The 15437-nt window shown below is 65.4% G+C and carries 15 protein-coding genes and 1 pseudogene; 15 read left to right on the forward strand and 1 reads right to left on the reverse strand.

All coding sequences use genetic code 11. The features are described from left to right. The 3 genes from EOA24_RS08775 to EOA24_RS08785 form a co-directional block, all read left to right on the forward strand. The coding region (locus EOA24_RS08775) for an FAD-dependent oxidoreductase (protein ID WP_133374480.1) at window positions 1–1994 on the forward strand (1994 nt) is incomplete at its 5' end. A 12-nt stretch (window positions 1995–2006) separates the two neighbouring features. Beyond that, window positions 2007–3560 carry a trimethylamine methyltransferase family protein gene (locus tag EOA24_RS08780; protein ID WP_126078369.1) on the forward strand — a complete coding sequence of 518 codons (1554 nt, stop codon included), beginning with the start codon at window positions 2007–2009 and terminating at the stop codon, window positions 3558–3560. 137 nt (window positions 3561–3697) lie between these two features. Next, window positions 3698–4105 (forward strand): DUF3168 domain-containing protein, encoded by a 408-nt coding sequence (locus EOA24_RS08785; RefSeq protein ID WP_126061968.1) that lies wholly within the window; start codon window positions 3698–3700, stop codon window positions 4103–4105. A 112-nt stretch (window positions 4106–4217) separates the two neighbouring features. Here the strand turns inward: EOA24_RS08785 and EOA24_RS08790 are convergent, their stop codons facing one another. Beyond that, a complete protein-coding gene (locus tag EOA24_RS08790) occupies window positions 4218–4604 on the reverse strand; it encodes an ester cyclase (protein WP_126078368.1) in 387 nt (128 codons plus the stop codon). Between the two features lie 219 nt (window positions 4605–4823). On the opposite strand from EOA24_RS08790, the gene EOA24_RS08795 reads away from it, so the two are divergent. The 12 genes and pseudogenes from EOA24_RS08795 to EOA24_RS08845 form a co-directional block, all read left to right on the forward strand. Continuing rightward, on the forward strand, window positions 4824–5120 hold the full coding sequence (locus tag EOA24_RS08795; RefSeq protein ID WP_126078367.1) for a hypothetical protein: 297 nt from the start codon (window positions 4824–4826) through the stop codon (window positions 5118–5120). Between the two features lie 64 nt (window positions 5121–5184). Next, window positions 5185–5850 carry a response regulator transcription factor gene (locus EOA24_RS08800; protein ID WP_126078366.1) on the forward strand — a complete coding sequence of 222 codons (666 nt, stop codon included), beginning with the start codon at window positions 5185–5187 and terminating at the stop codon, window positions 5848–5850. Between the two features lie 22 nt (window positions 5851–5872). Beyond that, window positions 5873–7261 carry an ATP-binding protein gene (locus EOA24_RS08805; protein WP_126078365.1) on the forward strand — a complete coding sequence of 463 codons (1389 nt, stop codon included), beginning with the start codon at window positions 5873–5875 and terminating at the stop codon, window positions 7259–7261. Further along, window positions 7258–7428: a hypothetical protein gene (locus tag EOA24_RS41505; RefSeq protein ID WP_189343192.1), complete on the forward strand. Its 171-nt coding sequence runs from the start codon at window positions 7258–7260 to the stop codon at window positions 7426–7428. Before EOA24_RS08805 ends, EOA24_RS41505 begins: the two co-directional genes overlap by 4 nt. After that, window positions 7425–7862, forward strand: coding sequence for a hypothetical protein (locus tag EOA24_RS08810; protein WP_126078364.1), 438 nt, complete (start codon window positions 7425–7427; stop codon window positions 7860–7862). Before EOA24_RS41505 ends, EOA24_RS08810 begins: the two co-directional genes overlap by 4 nt. A gap of 108 nt (window positions 7863–7970) precedes the next feature. Further along, complete coding sequence (ccmI, locus tag EOA24_RS08815) at window positions 7971–9107, forward strand: c-type cytochrome biogenesis protein CcmI (protein ID WP_126078363.1); 1137 nt, start codon at window positions 7971–7973, stop codon at window positions 9105–9107. 3 nt (window positions 9108–9110) lie between these two features. Beyond that, window positions 9111–9554, forward strand: coding sequence for a cytochrome c maturation protein CcmE (ccmE, locus tag EOA24_RS08820; RefSeq protein ID WP_127409749.1), 444 nt, complete (start codon window positions 9111–9113; stop codon window positions 9552–9554). Beyond that, window positions 9554–11539, forward strand: coding sequence for a heme lyase CcmF/NrfE family subunit (locus tag EOA24_RS08825; RefSeq protein WP_126078361.1), 1986 nt, complete (start codon window positions 9554–9556; stop codon window positions 11537–11539). Before ccmE ends, EOA24_RS08825 begins: the two co-directional genes overlap by 1 nt. Further along, window positions 11536–12000 (forward strand): cytochrome c-type biogenesis protein, encoded by a 465-nt coding sequence (locus EOA24_RS08830; RefSeq protein WP_126078360.1) that lies wholly within the window; start codon window positions 11536–11538, stop codon window positions 11998–12000. The genes EOA24_RS08825 and EOA24_RS08830 overlap by 4 nt, the downstream gene beginning before the upstream one ends. A gap of 194 nt (window positions 12001–12194) precedes the next feature. Then, window positions 12195–13751: a Do family serine endopeptidase gene (locus EOA24_RS08835; protein WP_126078359.1), complete on the forward strand. Its 1557-nt coding sequence runs from the start codon at window positions 12195–12197 to the stop codon at window positions 13749–13751. A 314-nt stretch (window positions 13752–14065) separates the two neighbouring features. Then, the gene (locus EOA24_RS08840) at window positions 14066–14740 is read left to right on the forward strand and encodes a response regulator transcription factor (protein ID WP_126083465.1); all 675 of its coding nucleotides are present in this window, start codon (window positions 14066–14068) and stop codon (window positions 14738–14740) included. A gap of 8 nt (window positions 14741–14748) precedes the next feature. Further along, window positions 14749–15437, forward strand: a pseudogene (locus tag EOA24_RS08845) (two-component sensor histidine kinase); the annotation flags it as partial.

Genomic DNA, 15437 nt, shown 5'->3' on the forward strand with positions numbered 1-15437 from the left:
GCCTCTATGATTCCAACGAGGGCCATCTCGACCCTTATGGCACCACGCATGCCTATGCGGGCGCCGCCAGGAAGCGCGGCGCCGACGTCATCCTGCGCAACCGCGTCGTCGAGCTGAAACAGCGCGCCGACGGCGGCTGGGACATCGTCACCGAGAAGGGCACGATCGTCGCCGAGCATGTCGTCAACGCCGGCGGTCTCTGGGCCAAGCAGGTCGGGCTGATGGCCGGCGTCGACCTGCCGGTGACGCCGATGGAGCATCATTATTTTGTCACCGAGGACATTCCGGAAGTCGCGGCGCTAGACAAGGAGCTTGGCCTTGCCGTCGATCTCGATGGCTTCTCCTATCTGCGCCAGGAGCGGAAGGGCGTGCTGCTCGGCGTCTATGAGCAGAACCCGAAACACTGGAACATGGACGGCGCGCCCTGGGATTACGGCATCGAGCTGATCCCCGAGGATATCGATCGCATCAGCCCCGAGCTTGCCAAGGCCTATGAGCGCTTTCCCTGCCTGGCCACGGCCGGTATCCGCAAATGGGTCAACGGCGCCTTCACCTTCACGCCGGACGGCAACCCGCTGGTCGGCCCGGTCAGGGGGCTGAAGAATTACTGGGTCGCCTGCGGCGTCATGGCCGGCTTCAGCCAGGGCGGCGGTGTTGGCAAGTCGCTGGCCGAGTGGATGATTTACGGTGAGCCGGAAGCCGACATCTTCGGCATGGACAGCGCTCGCTACGGCGCCTTCGCCGCCAACCGCGAGTATCTCAGGCGCACGACGGGCCAGTTCTATGCCCGCCGCTTCGTCATGACCTTCCCCAATGAGCGCCTGCCGGCGGGCCGGCCGCTGAAGCGCCCCGGCGCCTATGATGGCATGAGCGCCGCCGGCGCCGAGTGGACGGCGTCCTGGGGCCTGGAGATCCCGGCCTATTTCGCGCCGATGGGGTTCCGCGAGGAGACGACGCTGAAGCGCTCCAACGCCTTCGAAATCGTCGGCGACGAGGTGCTGCAGGTGCGCCGCGCCGCCGGCCTCGTCGATACCACAGCCTTCTCGCGCTATGCCGTGTCAGGCCCGGGCGCCGAGGCGTGGCTCGACCGGCTGCTCGCTTGCCGGCTGCCGAAGCCTGGCCGCGCCAAGCTTGCGCCGATGCTTGGGCCCAATGGCCGGCTGAAGGGCGACCTCACCGTGCTCAACTGGGGCGGCGGCGAATACTGGATCATGGGCTCCTACTATTTGCGCGAATTTCATATGCGCTGGTTCGAGGCGCACATCGCCGAAGGCGTTTCCGTCACCGACATTTCCGATGCCACATCCGGCTTCCTCGTCACTGGACCGAATGCACGAAAGATCCTCGAACGCACCACGCATCAGGACATCTCCGCCAAAACCCTGCCGTTCATGGCTTGCGGCGAGTTCGATATCGGCATGATGCGAGCGCGCGTTGCCAGGCTGTCCATCGCCGGCGAACTCGGCTTCGAGATCAACTGCCCGGCCACCCTGCATGCGACGCTGCGCGAAACACTGCTTGCCGCCGGCCAAGACCTCGGCCTTGCCGAGATCGGCTATTACGCGCTGAATTCGCTCAGGCTGGAAAAGAGTTTCGGCATCTGGTCGCGCGAGTTCACGCAAGGCTACACGCCCGGTCAGACCGGGCTCGACCGCTTCATCGCTTTCGACAAGGCCGAGTTCATCGGCCGCGACGCGGCGCTGAAAGAGCGCGACGCCGGTGCCTCGCGACGCATCGTGACGCTGGAGGTCGACGCTGTCCACGCCGATGCCAGCGGCTTCGAGCCGGTCTGGTCCAAGAGCCGGCGCGTCGGCTTCGTCACCTCCGGCGGCTACGGCTATACCCTCGGCAAGAGCGTCGCCCTGGCGTTGCTCGATGACGGTTTCGCCGGGGAGGGGACAGAACTTTCCATACACATTGTCGGGGTCGAACGGCCGGCGCGTGTCATTGCCGCCTCGCCCTACGACCCTGAAGGCAAGGCGATGCGGCAATGAGGAGGAACCGCCATGATCGATGAGGCCGCACGTGATCTCAGACGCGAGCGCCGGCGGGGACGCACCGGCGAGGCGGGCAGCGAATCCAGCCGCCGTCCGAACTACCGGTCCCTGAAGAACCCGTTCCTGCCGCAGCCGATCTTTTCCGAAGACCAGGTCGCCGCCATCCACGCTGCCGCGCTGCGCGTGCTGGAAGAACTCGGCATCAAGGTGCTGCTGCCCGAGGCCCGCGCCATCTACGCCAAGGCCGGCGCCTTGGTCGACGAAGACAGCCAGATGGTCAGGATCGGCCGCGACATGGTCGAGGCAGCACTTGCCTCGGCGCCGCGCTCCATTCCGGCACTTGGCGGCGACCGCTCGCGCGACCTGACGCTTGAGCTCGGCTCGATGGCTTTCCTGGCCGGCTCTGGCGCGCCCAACGTCACCGATCTCGAGCGCGGCCGCCGGCCGGGCACGCTCGCCGCCTTCGAGGAATTCATCAAGCTGATCCAGCATTTCGACGTGCTGCACATGCTTGGGCCCTGCGTCGAGCCGCAGGACATCGACAACCGCTTCCGCCACTATGCCGTCAACCGGGCGCAACTAACGCTGTCGGACAAGTTCCCCTTCATCTTTGCGCGCGGCACGCCGCAGGTCGAGGACGGGTTCGAGATGATCCGCCTGGCGCGCGGCCTCTCCGAGGACCAGTTCCGCGCCGGCGCCCATTGCTACACCGTCATCAACACCAACTCGCCGCGTCAGCTGGATATCCCGATGGCGCAAGGCATCATCGACTTCGCCAGGGCCGGCCAGGTCCTGATCATCACGCCCTTCTGCCTGGCGGGCGCGATGGCGCCGATCACGGTTGCCGGCGCGCTGACCTTGCAGCATGCCGAGGCGCTGGCTGGGTTGACGCTTGCCCAAATCGTGCGCCCCGGCGCGCCGGTGGTCTATGGCTCCTTCTCCTCCAATGTCGACATGAAGTCCGGCGCGCCGGCCTTCGGCACGCCGGAACATATCAAGGCGACGCTTGGGGCGGGACAGCTCGCCCGCTACACTGGGTTGCCGTGGCGCTCCGGCGGCGGCAGCGCCGCCAATATTTCCGACGTGCAGGCGGCACACGAGACGCAGTTCGCGCTGTGGGGCTCGGTGCTGGCTGGCGCCACCGTCTGCATCCACGCCGCCGGCTGGCTGGAAGGTGGCCTCAGCGTATCCCTGGAAAAGCTGATCACCGACGTCGAGGCGCTGCAGACCGTCGCCGAGCTTTGCGCCACGACGCCGGGCGACGAGGATGCCATCGGCTTCGAAGCCATCGCCGAAGTGCAGCCCGGCGGCCACTTCTTCTCGGCGACCCACACCATGACGCGCTACCGCACCGCCTTCTACGAGCCGCTGGTGGCCGACTGGTCGAATTTCGGCAACTGGACGCAATCCGGCGGCAAGACCGCGACCGAGCGCGCCACCGGCATCTGGAAGCGCATTCTTTCCGACTTCCAGCCGCCGGCCTCCGCTGCCGCCACCGCTGGCGTGCTCGACGAGTTCGTTGCCAGGCGCACCGAGGAGGGTGGCGCCGCGCCGGTCTCGTGATTTGACGAAAACGTAATAAATTCGAGACCTTCGCCCTTCACGCTATAGTCAAAACGATTCGCGATCTGGCATCGGATCGCGAGCGCGGCTACGTTGCCGGGCAGCGTGAGGAGATATGTATTGGCGATGGATGGTAAATGACGGCGCCTGGCGATTTGATGCAGGCCTTGTTCCTGAGGCTGAAGACCGATGCGTCGCTGTCGGCGCTGCTTGGCGGCGCCGGCCTGCTCGAGCAGGCGAGCGACAAGGCCGCCTTTCCGAACGTGACTTACGGCCGCACCAGCGCCTTCGACCTCGAGACCGGCGCCGACAACGACAGCGACCAGTTGGTCACCTTGCATATCTGGTCGAAAGCCCAGGGCGAGGCCGAGACACGCCTCATCATGGACAGCATCAGGGCGCGGCTCGACGGCGCGGCATTTTCGATCGGTTCGCGCGGCCAGACGCGCCTGTCGCTGGAATTCGCCGAGGCCCGCTATGACGAGGATCTGGCCGTCCATCATGGATTGCTGCGCTTCCGCGCGCTGACGCAGGAAGCCGCCTGAGAGGCTGCGCCGATACATGTCGCCCAGCAGTAGAGCTGGCGGCTCCGAAATATTCATCAAAACAACGGTTTAAGCGCGGCGTTTGAATCGGTTTCACGCGAAGCGCCTTGGCCTACAGCTGCGCCTGGATGGCGGCCTTGTCGATGACCGACCAGACTTCGCGAATCCGCCCGTCATGGAACTCGTAAAAGACGTTCTCGGCGAAGGAGACGCGCTTGCCGTGGACAGGCAGGCCGAACAGCACGCCCTTGGGCCGGCAGTCGAAATGCAGGCGCGCCGCCACGCGCGGCGGCTCCGAGATCAGAAGCTCGATATTGAAGCGCAGGTCGGGAATGGCCTCGAAATCGCCTTCCAGCATGCGGCGGTAACCCGAAAGCCCGATCGTATCGCCATTATACTGGACCTCCTCGCCGACGAAGCGGCCGAGATTGTCCCAATCCTGCTCGTTCAGGCAGGCGATGTAGCCCCGATAGAGACCGGCAATATCCTCGCGCGTCATCGCATCCTCCATGGCCGTCCGGCGTTTCTACACTAGCTAGCGCAGTGCGCGGTGAAGGCAGGCCAAAAAGCGTAGCGGATCAAGTGCTTTTCCGGCTATGAATTCGAAGCCGGGCTTGAGGGAGCCTTGGCACCGCCAGGCGCGGGGGAATGGCGGGCATGATTTTCGATCGTTCACCGTTCATTTCACGTTCAGCCCATATGCGTTAGAACCGTGATCATGAAAAACCTTGGCTCACATCTTCGCAAAGCAGTGCTGGCGCTTGCCGCGGCCGGGCTTGCGTCGCAGGCGATCGCCCTGCCGGCCATCGAGCCGTCGGCCGATCAGCCGGTGGTGCTCGCCGCCAGCGATTGCTACGCCATCGGCCAGCAGGTCGCCGCGCAGAACGGAGGCACGCTCGCCAAGGCGTCGCAGGCGACGCGGGGCGGCCAGCAGGTCTGCGTCATCGTCGTGCTCGTCCCCGGTAAGGACGGACAGCGGCCGCGCCGCTCGGAAATCGTCGTCCCGATGGGCTGACCCCTCTCGTTTCCCAGGCCGGCGGAATCGGCCTATACGTCTATCCAGCAACAGGCTTCAACCCATGCGCGTGCTCGTCGTCGAGGATGACAAGGATCTCAACCGGCAACTGGCCGAGGCGCTGGTCGATGCCGGCTATGTCGTCGACCGGGCCTATGACGGCGAGGAGGGGCATTTCCTCGGCGAGACCGAGCCTTACGATGCCGTGGTCCTCGACATCGGCCTGCCGCAGATGGATGGCATCAGCGTCGTCGAGCGTTGGCGCCGCGGCGGCCGCAAGATGCCGGTGCTGATCCTCACCGCCCGCGACCGCTGGAGCGACAAGGTTGCCGGCATCGACGCCGGCGCCGACGATTATGTCACAAAGCCCTTCCATATCGAGGAGGTGCTCGCCCGAGTGCGGGCCCTGATCCGCCGTGCGGCCGGCCATGCATCTTCGGAGCTCACCTGCGGCCCGCTGCGCCTCGACACCAAGGCGTCCAAGGCCGACGTCAATGGCATGCCGCTGAAGCTCACCTCGCACGAGTTCCGGCTGCTCGCCTATCTGATGCATCATATGGGCGAGGTGGTGTCGCGTACCGAGCTGGTCGAGCATCTCTACGACCAGGATTTCGACCGCGATTCCAACACCATCGAGGTGTTTGTCGGCAGGCTTCGCAAGAAGATGGGCATCGACATGATCGAAACCGTGCGTGGCATGGGCTATCGCATGCGAGAGCCGGAGGCGTGACGCGGAACCGCTGAAGCCAGCGATGGGAAGGTGGATTTCAAGGCTGCGGCTCTGGCCGCGCTCGCTGACCTTCCGCGTCATCGCTTTCTCGACCATCTGGGCGATCCTGACGCTGGTCGTCATCTTCACCCTCATCACCACGCTTTACCGCCAGGCCAGCGAGCGCGGCTTCGACAGCCTGCTCTCGGCTCATCTGTTCAACCTGATCGGCTCGGTCGGCATTTCCGACAACGGCGCGCTGACCGGAGCGCCCGACCTTGGCGATCTGCGCTTTTCCGAGCCGAATTCCGGCTGGTACTGGTCGGTGGAGCCTGCCTCCGAGGGCGTGCATGGCGAAATCCATTCTTCCTCGATGACGACCTCGCTCCTGTCGCCGAGCGTCGCGGAGGTCCCGTTCAACGCGAACTTCCAGCGCAGCTACTCGATGGAAGGCATCAAGGGCGAGCAGCTCGAAGTGTTCGAGAGCGAGTTCGTGCTGGACGCCAAGAACCGCGCCGCCCGCTTCCGCGTCATGGGCAATCATAGCGAGCTCGAGCAGGAGATCGCCAGCTTCCAGCGCCGCCTGCTCACCTATCTGTCGCTGTTCGGGGTCGGCATGATCGCCATCAATGCCATCGCCATCCTCTTGGGCCTCCAGCCCTTGCGCCGGGTCCGCAATGCGCTCGCCATGGTGCGCGAAGGCACGGCCCAGCGCCTCGACGGCAGCTTCCCGGCCGAGATCGAGCCGCTGGCCAACGAGACCAATGCGCTGATCGAGAACAACCGGCGCATCGTCGAGCGCTCGCGCACCCAGGTCGGCAACCTCGCCCATTCGCTGAAGACGCCTCTAGCCGTGCTGATCAATGAGGGCCGCGCGCTCGGCGGCGCCAAGGGCCAGCTGATCGCCGACCAGGCGGCTTCCATGCAGAAGCAGGTCGATCATTACCTGCAGCGCGCCCGCGTCGCCGCCCAGCGCGACAGCGTCGTCTTCCGCACGCCAGTTTCGCCGCTGGTCGAGCGCATGGTGCGCGTTCTGCGCAAGCTCAATCCGCAAACGCGGCTGACGCTGTCCCTGCCGCCGGCCGAGATTGTCTTTGCCGGCGAGCGCGAGGATCTCGAGGAACTGCTCGGCAATCTGCTCGACAATGCGATGAAATGGGCAAAGAGCGCTGTTGCCGTGACGATCGCCACTATTTCGGGAAGCGGCAACCTGTTTGAAATCGTTATAGAGGATGACGGTCCGGGCATTCCCGAAGACAGCGCGCGAGAGGTGTTGAAGCGTGGCAAGAGACTGGACGAGACGAAGCCGGGAACGGGGCTTGGCCTTGCCATTGTCGCCGACCTCGTCAACGAGTATGGAGGCTCGCTGGCGCTGGAACGGTCGGGCATGGGCGGCTTGAGGGCGGTAGTGAGATTGCGGAGCCTTCAATGATGTTTTTTATCGATTTGCGAGCAGTGGCTGACGGCCAAATTTCCGACAAATATCAACACTATGGCCAGGATGCTTCCCTGATGGCGCGGTCGCCTAACCATCTCTCTCAAGAAGTCCATTTCGCTCAAGAAGCTCATTCCGCTCAAGAGAACCGGTTGTTGGCATGAAGATCCGCGTCGCGCTCGTTTCCGCCCTGCTCGCCGTTTCCGGCTGCACGACACTCGGCAGGGGCGGTCCAACCTCCCCGGTCACGCCTGTTTCGACGCCGCCCTCCGGCGGCAAGGTGTCGACCAGCATCGTCGCGGCGATGAATGGCGGGCTTATCGGCGGATCGATCGGCTCGGGTCTGAGCGACGCCGAAAAGCGCAAGGCGCTGGAGGCGGAGTACAAGGCGCTGGAATACAACACCAGCGGCCAGAAGGTGACGTGGAAGGGCGACAACGCCTCCCATTATGGCGAGGTGGTCGCGGCCCAGCCTTATCGGGTCGGCTCCCAGGATTGCCGCCAGTACACCCACACCGTCTTCAACGGCGGCGCGGGCGTCACCGCGCGCGGCACCGCCTGCCGCAACGCCGACGGCAGTTGGACGCCGCTGACCTGATAAATCGGCCCATTTGATATACATCAAGGCCGGACAGAGCATCCGCCGTCAAAGCGTCGCAGTATGCTTGTGTTGGCAGGGCAGGGCTCTGCCTTTATTGGAAGAGCCATGCTGTTCTGGGTCATAGCCGCAATCCTCACGCTGGGCGCCAGCCTGGCGGTGCTATTGCCGCTCACCGGCGGCATGAAGGGTGCATCGGCGCCTGGCGACCACGACCTCGAAGTCTATCGCGACCAGCTTTCCGAATTGGATCGCGACGTGGCGCGCGGCCTGATCCAGCCGGGCGAGGCCGAGGAGGCGCGCGCCGAGATCGGCCGCCGCATCCTGCGTCTCGGCGCGGCCGAGCGGCCGGCCTCCGCCAGCGCCTCCTCCTCCCGCGGCATCAGGTTGATCGCCAGCCTGGCCGTGCTTGCCGTTCCGCTACTGAGCTGGGGGCTGTACGGCGTGCTCGGCTCGCCCGATCTGCCTTCGCAGCCTCTGGCCGAACGTCTCGCCAAGAATCCCGCCGATTCCTCGGTCGACGAGCTGGTCGCACGCGCCGAAGCGCATCTCGCCGCCAATCCGTCGGACGGCAAGGGCTGGGACGTGCTGGCGCCGATCTATCTTCGCCTGCAGCGCTTTCCCGACGCGATAACCGCCTACCGCAACGCCATTCGCCTCGACGGCGACAGCGCGGTGCGCCAGGCTGGTCTCGGCGAGGCGATCGCGAGCGCTGCCGGCGGCATCGTTTCGGCCGATGCGCAAAACGCCTTCGAGGCGGCTCTCAAGCTCGATCCGGCCAATGCCAAGGCGAATTTCTACCTGGGGGTAGGCCTTGCCCAGGAAGGCAGGAAGGACGAGGCTGTCGCCGCCTGGCAAAAGATGCTCGGCCAGCTTCCGCCGGATTCGCCTTGGCGCAGCGCCGTCCAGCAGGCGCTTGCCGAGGCTGGCCAGACGGCGGTCGCGGCGGGCGCGCCGGCGAGCGGGCCGGATGCCCAGCAGATGGAAGCCGCGCAGCAGATGTCGCCGCAGGACCGGCAGGCGATGATCGAAACGATGGTCGCGGGCCTCGATGACAAATTGAAGCAGAATCCCCGCGACGAGGAAGGATGGATGCGCCTCATTCGTTCCTATGCCGTGCTCGGCAAGCCCGATCAGGCGCGCGAGGCGCTCGGCCGCGCTGTCGCCGCCTTTGGGGCCGACAGCGAGCAAGCCAAGAAGTTCACCGCCTTCGCCGCCTCCCTCGGCGTGACGGCGACGGAGTAAGAGATGACGCGCAAGCAGAAGCGATTGTCGGTGATCGTGGCGGGGGTGGCCTTCCTCGCCGCGGCCGCCGGACTCACCTTCTACGCGCTCGGCCAGAAGGCCTCCTATTTCTACATGCCGGCAGAACTGGCGACGGCAAGCGTCCCGCCCGGACAGCGCATCCGCCTTGGCGGCCTCGTCGAAAACGGCACCGTCGTGCGCGGCAGCGGCGCAACTGTCGCCTTCTCGGTCACCGATAGGCAGAAATCGGTGAAGGTGACCTATACCGGCATCCTGCCCGATCTCTTCCGCGAGGGGCAGGGCGTCATAACCGAAGGCGCTTTCGGTCCGGACGGGGTTTTCGTCGCCGACAGCGTCTTGGCCAAGCATGACGAGCGCTATATGCCGAAGGAAGTCGCCGACGGCCTGAAGGCCAAGGGCGTCTGGGTGGAAAGCAAGAGCCAATAATGGTTGAGACCGGACATTTCGCCCTCGTGCTCGCCTTCGCGCTGTCGCTGGTGCAGATGCTGGTGCCGCTGGTCGGCGCCCGCACCGGCAATCAGCGGCTGATGGCGGTCGGCGGCCCGGTCACCGTCACCGGCTTCGCGCTTACGGCGCTGTCCTTCACGGCCCTTGCAAGCGCCTATGCCGGCTCGGACTTCTCGGTGGCCAACGTCTGGGAAAATTCCCATTCGCTGCAGCCGATGATCTATAAGATCACCGGCACCTGGGGAAACCACGAAGGCTCGATGCTTCTGTGGGTGCTGATCCTGACCTTCTTCGGCGCGCTCGTCGCCGTCTTCGGCAACAATCTGCCGGCGACGCTCAAGGCCAATGTGCTTGCCGTGCAAGGCATGATCGGCGCGGCCTTCTTCCTGTTCATCCTGACGACCTCCAACCCGTTCATCCGCCTCAATCCGGCGCCGGTCGAGGGGCGCGACCTCAATCCGGTCCTGCAGGACCTCGGCCTCGCCATCCACCCGCCGCTGCTCTATCTCGGCTATGTCGGCTTCTCGGTCTGCTTTTCCTTCTCGGTCGCGGCGCTGATCGAGGGCCGCATCGACGCCTCCTGGGCGCGCTGGGTGCGGCCATGGACGCTGGTCGCCTGGATGTTCCTCACCGGCGGCATCGCCATGGGTTCCTACTGGGCCTATTACGAGCTCGGCTGGGGCGGTTTCTGGTTCTGGGATCCGGTCGAGAACGCCTCCTTCATGCCCTGGCTCGCCGGCACGGCGCTGCTCCATTCGGCCATCGTCATGGAGAAGCGCTCGGCGCTGAAGATCTGGACGCTGCTGCTTGCCATCCTCACCTTCTCGCTGTCGCTGCTCGGTACTTTCCTGGTGCGTTCGGGCGTGCTGACCTCCGTGCACGCCTTCGCCACCGACCCGGCGCGCGGCGTCTTCATCCTGTGCATCCTGACTTTGTTCATCGGTGGTTCGCTGGCGCTGTTTGCGTTGCGCGCCTCCAGCCTGACGGCCGGCGGTCTGTTCCACCCGATCTCGCGCGAGGGCGCGCTGGTCCTCAACAACCTCTTTCTCACCACCGCCACCGCGACGGTGCTGGTCGGCACGCTCTACCCGCTGGCGCTCGAAGCGCTCACCGGCGGCAAGATCTCGGTCGGCGCGCCCTTCTTCGACCTAACCTTCGGCCCGCTGATGCTGCTGCTGCTGGCGATCGTGCCGTTCGGCCCGCTGCTCGCTTGGAAGCGCGGTGATGTGATTGCCGCCTCGCAGCGGCTGATGGCGGCCTTTGCGCTCGCGATCGCCGCGATGCTTGTCACCGGCCTGTTCATCGACGGCGCCTCGGTTTTTGCAGCACTTGGTGTCGGCCTCGCTGTCTGGCTCGTCGCCGGCGCGCTGACCGACCTTGCCGTCAAATCCGGCGCCGGCTCGGTGGCGCCGGCCGCCATGCTTCGCCGTTTCGCCGGCCTGCCGCGCTCGGTCTTCGGCACGGCACTGGCCCATCTCGGCCTTGGGCTGACCTTGCTCGGCATCGTCGGCACGCTCTGCTTCGGCAGCGAAAAAATCCTCACTATGCGGCCTGGTGAGACGGTGGAACTCTCCGGTCACACGCTGCGCTTCGAAGGGCTTTTTCCCCAGAAAGGTCCGAACTTCACCGAGGATCGCGCCCGCTTCCTGCTGATCGGCGCAGACGGCAATGCCAAGGGCGAGATCTCTTCGGCAAAACGCTTCTTTCAGGCCCGGCAGACGGCAACGACCGAGTCCGGCATCAGCACGCTCGGCTTGAGCCAGCTTTACCTATCGCTCGGTGACGAGGGTAATGACGGCTCCGTCGTCGTGCGTCTCTGGTGGAAACCGCTGGTGACGCTGATCTGGGGCGGTGCCCTGGTGATGATGGCGGGCGCGGCCATGTCGCTGGCCGACCGCCGCTTGCGCGTCGGCGCGCCCGCGAGGCGCCGCAAGCCGGCCGCCGCGTTGACGAGCCCGACATGAGGGCAAGGTTTTCGCTCGCCTCGCTGATCCTTCTGCTCGCCTTGGCGTTTACGGGCGCCGCGCAGGCGGTGAAGCCTGATGAAGTGCTGCGGGACCCGGCATTGGAGGCGAGGGCGCGTGCGCTGTCGGAAGGCCTGCGCTGCATGGTTTGCCAGAACCAGTCGATCGACGAATCCGACGCCGATCTGGCGCGCGACCTGCGCATCCTCGTGCGCCAGCGCCTCGTCGCCGGCGACACCGACCAGCAGGTGATGGATTACATCGTCTCGCGCTATGGCGAGTTCGTGCTCTTGAAGCCGCGCTTCAGCCTGCGCAACGCGCTTTTATGGGGCACGCCGGTGCTCCTGCTCCTGGCCGGCGGCCTCTTCATCGTGCTGAGCGCCCGCTCGCGCCGCCCGACGTCGGACAGCACTCTCAGCGCCGAGGAAAAGGCGGCGCTGGACAAGATGCTAAGCGATTAGCGCCATCACCGTGCTTGGCGATTGACTGCAACCGTCTTCGGGCGCTCCGCACGTCCGTGGTCCTCGTCGCCAGTCACCAACATTACAAAACTTTCATGTACCGGAAATGGCGCCGTAATGTGCGCCTCTCTAATCCTCTTGCCCGAGGATGCTTCGCCTGAGCGCATCCGCATCGATAGAGGATAAGAAACCCGATGAATAATGCCCCCAATTCATATTCCCGCACCCGAAAGCGCCTGATGGCCGCCGTCGCTTCCCTGGCCGTTGTCGGCACGATCGGCGCGGGCATGCTCGCGACCGGCACCGCCCCCGTGCTGGCCGAAGCCGTGCGCGTCGAGGCCCCGCAGATGCCGAGCTTCGCCGATGTCGTCGAGCATGTCTCGCCGGCAGTTGTCAGCGTCAAGGTCAAGGCCAAGATCCAGCCGACCGCCGACGACGGCTCGGACGATCAGGGCGGTTTTGACAACCTGCCCGACAACCCGCAGCTGCGCCGCTTCTTCAAGGAATTCCGCGGCTTCGGCGACCAGGGCCAGGGCGGCCAGTTCGGCATGCGCCGCTTCGGCCATCGCGACCATGGCAATGGCGAGCCACGCCCGGTTGCCCAGGGCTCGGGCTTCTTCATCTCGGAGGATGGCTATCTCGTCACCAACAACCATGTCGTGTCGGAAGGCTCGGACTTCACCGTCGTCACCAATGACGGCAAGGAACTCGACGCCAAGCTGATCGGCACCGATCCGCGCACCGACCTCGCGGTGCTGAAGGTCGATGGCGGCGGCAACAAGTTCACCTATGTCGACTTTGCCGACGATTCCAAGGTCCGCATCGGTGACTGGGTGGTTGCCGTCGGCAATCCGTTCGGCCTTGGCGGCACCGTCACCGCCGGCATCGTCTCGGCCCGCGGCCGCGACATCGGCGCCGGGCCCTACGACGACTTCATCCAGATCGACGCGTCAGTCAACCGCGGCAATTCGGGCGGTCCGACCTTCAACCTCAACGGCCAGGTGATCGGCATCAACACCGCCATCTTCTCGCCGTCGGGCGGCAGCGTCGGCATTGCCTTCGACATCCCGGCCTCGACCGCCAAGCAGGTCGTCCAGGACCTGATGAAGAGCGGCTCCGTCCAGCGCGGCTGGCTCGGCGTCGAGATCCAGCCGGTCACCTCCGACATCGCCGAGTCGCTCGGCCTGAAGTCGGACAAGGGCGCGCTGGTGTCGGGCGCCCAGGACGCAGGTCCGGGCAAGAAGGCGGGCATCACCGCCGGGGATGTCATCACCCAGGTCGACGGCAAGGACGTCGCCTCGCCGAAGGAGCTCGCCCGCATGATCGGTGCGTTTGCGCCGGGCAAATCGGTCGATGTCACGGTCTGGCGTAACGGCAAGGACGAGACGGTCAAGGTCGATCTCGGCACGCTGCCCGCGAGCGACAAGCAGGCCTCGAACGACGACAACAGCAAGCAGTCGGCGCCTGCCGCCAAGCCCGACACGCTTGCCGATCTCGGCCTGACCGTCACCAAGGCCGAAAACGGCAAGGGACTCGTGGTCACCGATGTCGATCCCGACAGCGACGCGGCCGACCGCGGCATCCAGCCCGGCGACGTCATCACCTCGATCAATTCGAACGAGGTGAACACCACCGACGACGTCTCCAAGGCGATGACCGATGCCGCCAAGGCCGGCCGCAAGGCCGTGCTGATGCAGATCACCCGCGACGACTCGAACCGCTTCGTCGCGCTGCCGGTCGGCAAGGGCTGACATGCCGCGCATGACCCCGGAAATCCCATGGGGGTTTTCGGAAAGGACCATGCGCCACTAGAAGACGTTCAGCTTTCCCCATGGCCGTATCAACACCCCCGAGCCGCCGTGGGGAAACATGGGGCCGAGCACGTAAGTCAGTCACCGTGTTTCGCTCCTGGCGGCAGCGGGTTTCCCATCACCCGCTGCCGCTTTATCGCATGTCGCCCAAAAGTGGTTGCCGGTTTTGGGAAGAAGACATGCGACTAATGAAGGCAAAGCAGGACGCAATGACTGCCCCTCAAACCTCCGATGAAATCGCGTATAACGGCTCCATGAAGATTCTCGTCATGGAAGACGATCGCGAGGCGGCGGACTACTTGCAGAAAGCCTTCGTCGAGGCAGGCCACACCGCCCATGTCGCCGGCGACGGCGAGACCGGCTTCGCGCTGGCCGACGCCGGCGACTATGACGTGATGGTGGTCGACCGCCTGATGCCGCGCCGTGACGGCCTGTCGGTGATCGCCGCGCTTCGCTCGCGCGGCAACACCACGCCGGTCTTGATCCTGTCCGCCCTGGGCGAGGTCGACGACCGCGTCACCGGCTTGCGCGCCGGCGGCGACGATTATCTCACCAAGCCCTACGCCTTTTCCGAATTGCTCGCCCGCGTCGAGGTGCTGAATCGCCGTGCCGGCGCGCGCGAATCCGAGACCGTCTACCGCGTCGGCGACCTCGATCTCGACCGGCTGTCGCATTCGGTCAAGCGGGCGGGGCGCGAGATCACGCTGCAGCCGCGCGAGTTCCGCCTGCTCGAATATCTGATGCGCCATGCCGGCCAGGTGGTGACCCGCACCATGCTTCTGGAAAATGTCTGGGACTATCATTTCGATCCGCAGACCAACGTCATCGACGTCCATGTCTCGCGCCTGCGCGGCAAGATCGAAAAAGGCTTCGACAAGCCGATCCTGCACACGATCCGCGGCGCCGGCTACATGCTGAAAGGCGGTTAAGGAGCAAAATGGCTCTTTCCCTGCCGGCCATCATGAAGACGACGGCGGCCCGGCTCTCGGCGCTCTATCTTCTGCTTTTTGCGCTTTGCGCGGTGCTGCTCGTCTTCTACATGACGTCGCTGTCGGCGCGCATGCTGACCGCGCAGACGCAGGAGACCATCAACGACGAGGTGCTGGGCCTCGCCCGTGCCTATCAGCGCGGCGGCCTGCCCGTGCTGGTGCGCGTCGTCGAAAACCGCTCGCGCCAGCCCGGCGCCAACCTCTATCTCATCGCCGACGCCAACGGCCAGATCCTGACCGGCAACGTGCAGAGCCTGGAGCCCGGCGTCATCGAGACCGAGGGCTGGACGACCGAGCCCTTCTCCTACCAGCGCTTCGGCGAAGGCGAGCTCGACCGGTTGCGCAGTGGAGCTACCGACCAGTCCGCGCCCCAGGCCGGCGACAACAGCACTCCCCAATCGACAGGCGAAAAGGGCCACAACGCCATCGCCTTGGTGCTGCGACTACCAAACCAGATGATCATGCTGGTCGGCCGCGACCTCGGCGAGCCCGAGCGCTTCCGCGCCGTCATCAGCAGGGCACTGACGCTGGCGCTCGGCATGATGGGCCTGGGCGGGCTCCTGATCTGGTTCTTCGTCGGGCGCGCCGCGCTGAAACGCATCGACAGCGTGTCCGATGCCAGCCGCCGCATCATGGG

Origin of the sequence: Mesorhizobium sp. M2A.F.Ca.ET.039.01.1.1, from assembly GCF_003998035.1 — a bacterium.
GTDB lineage: Bacteria > Pseudomonadota > Alphaproteobacteria > Rhizobiales > Rhizobiaceae > Mesorhizobium.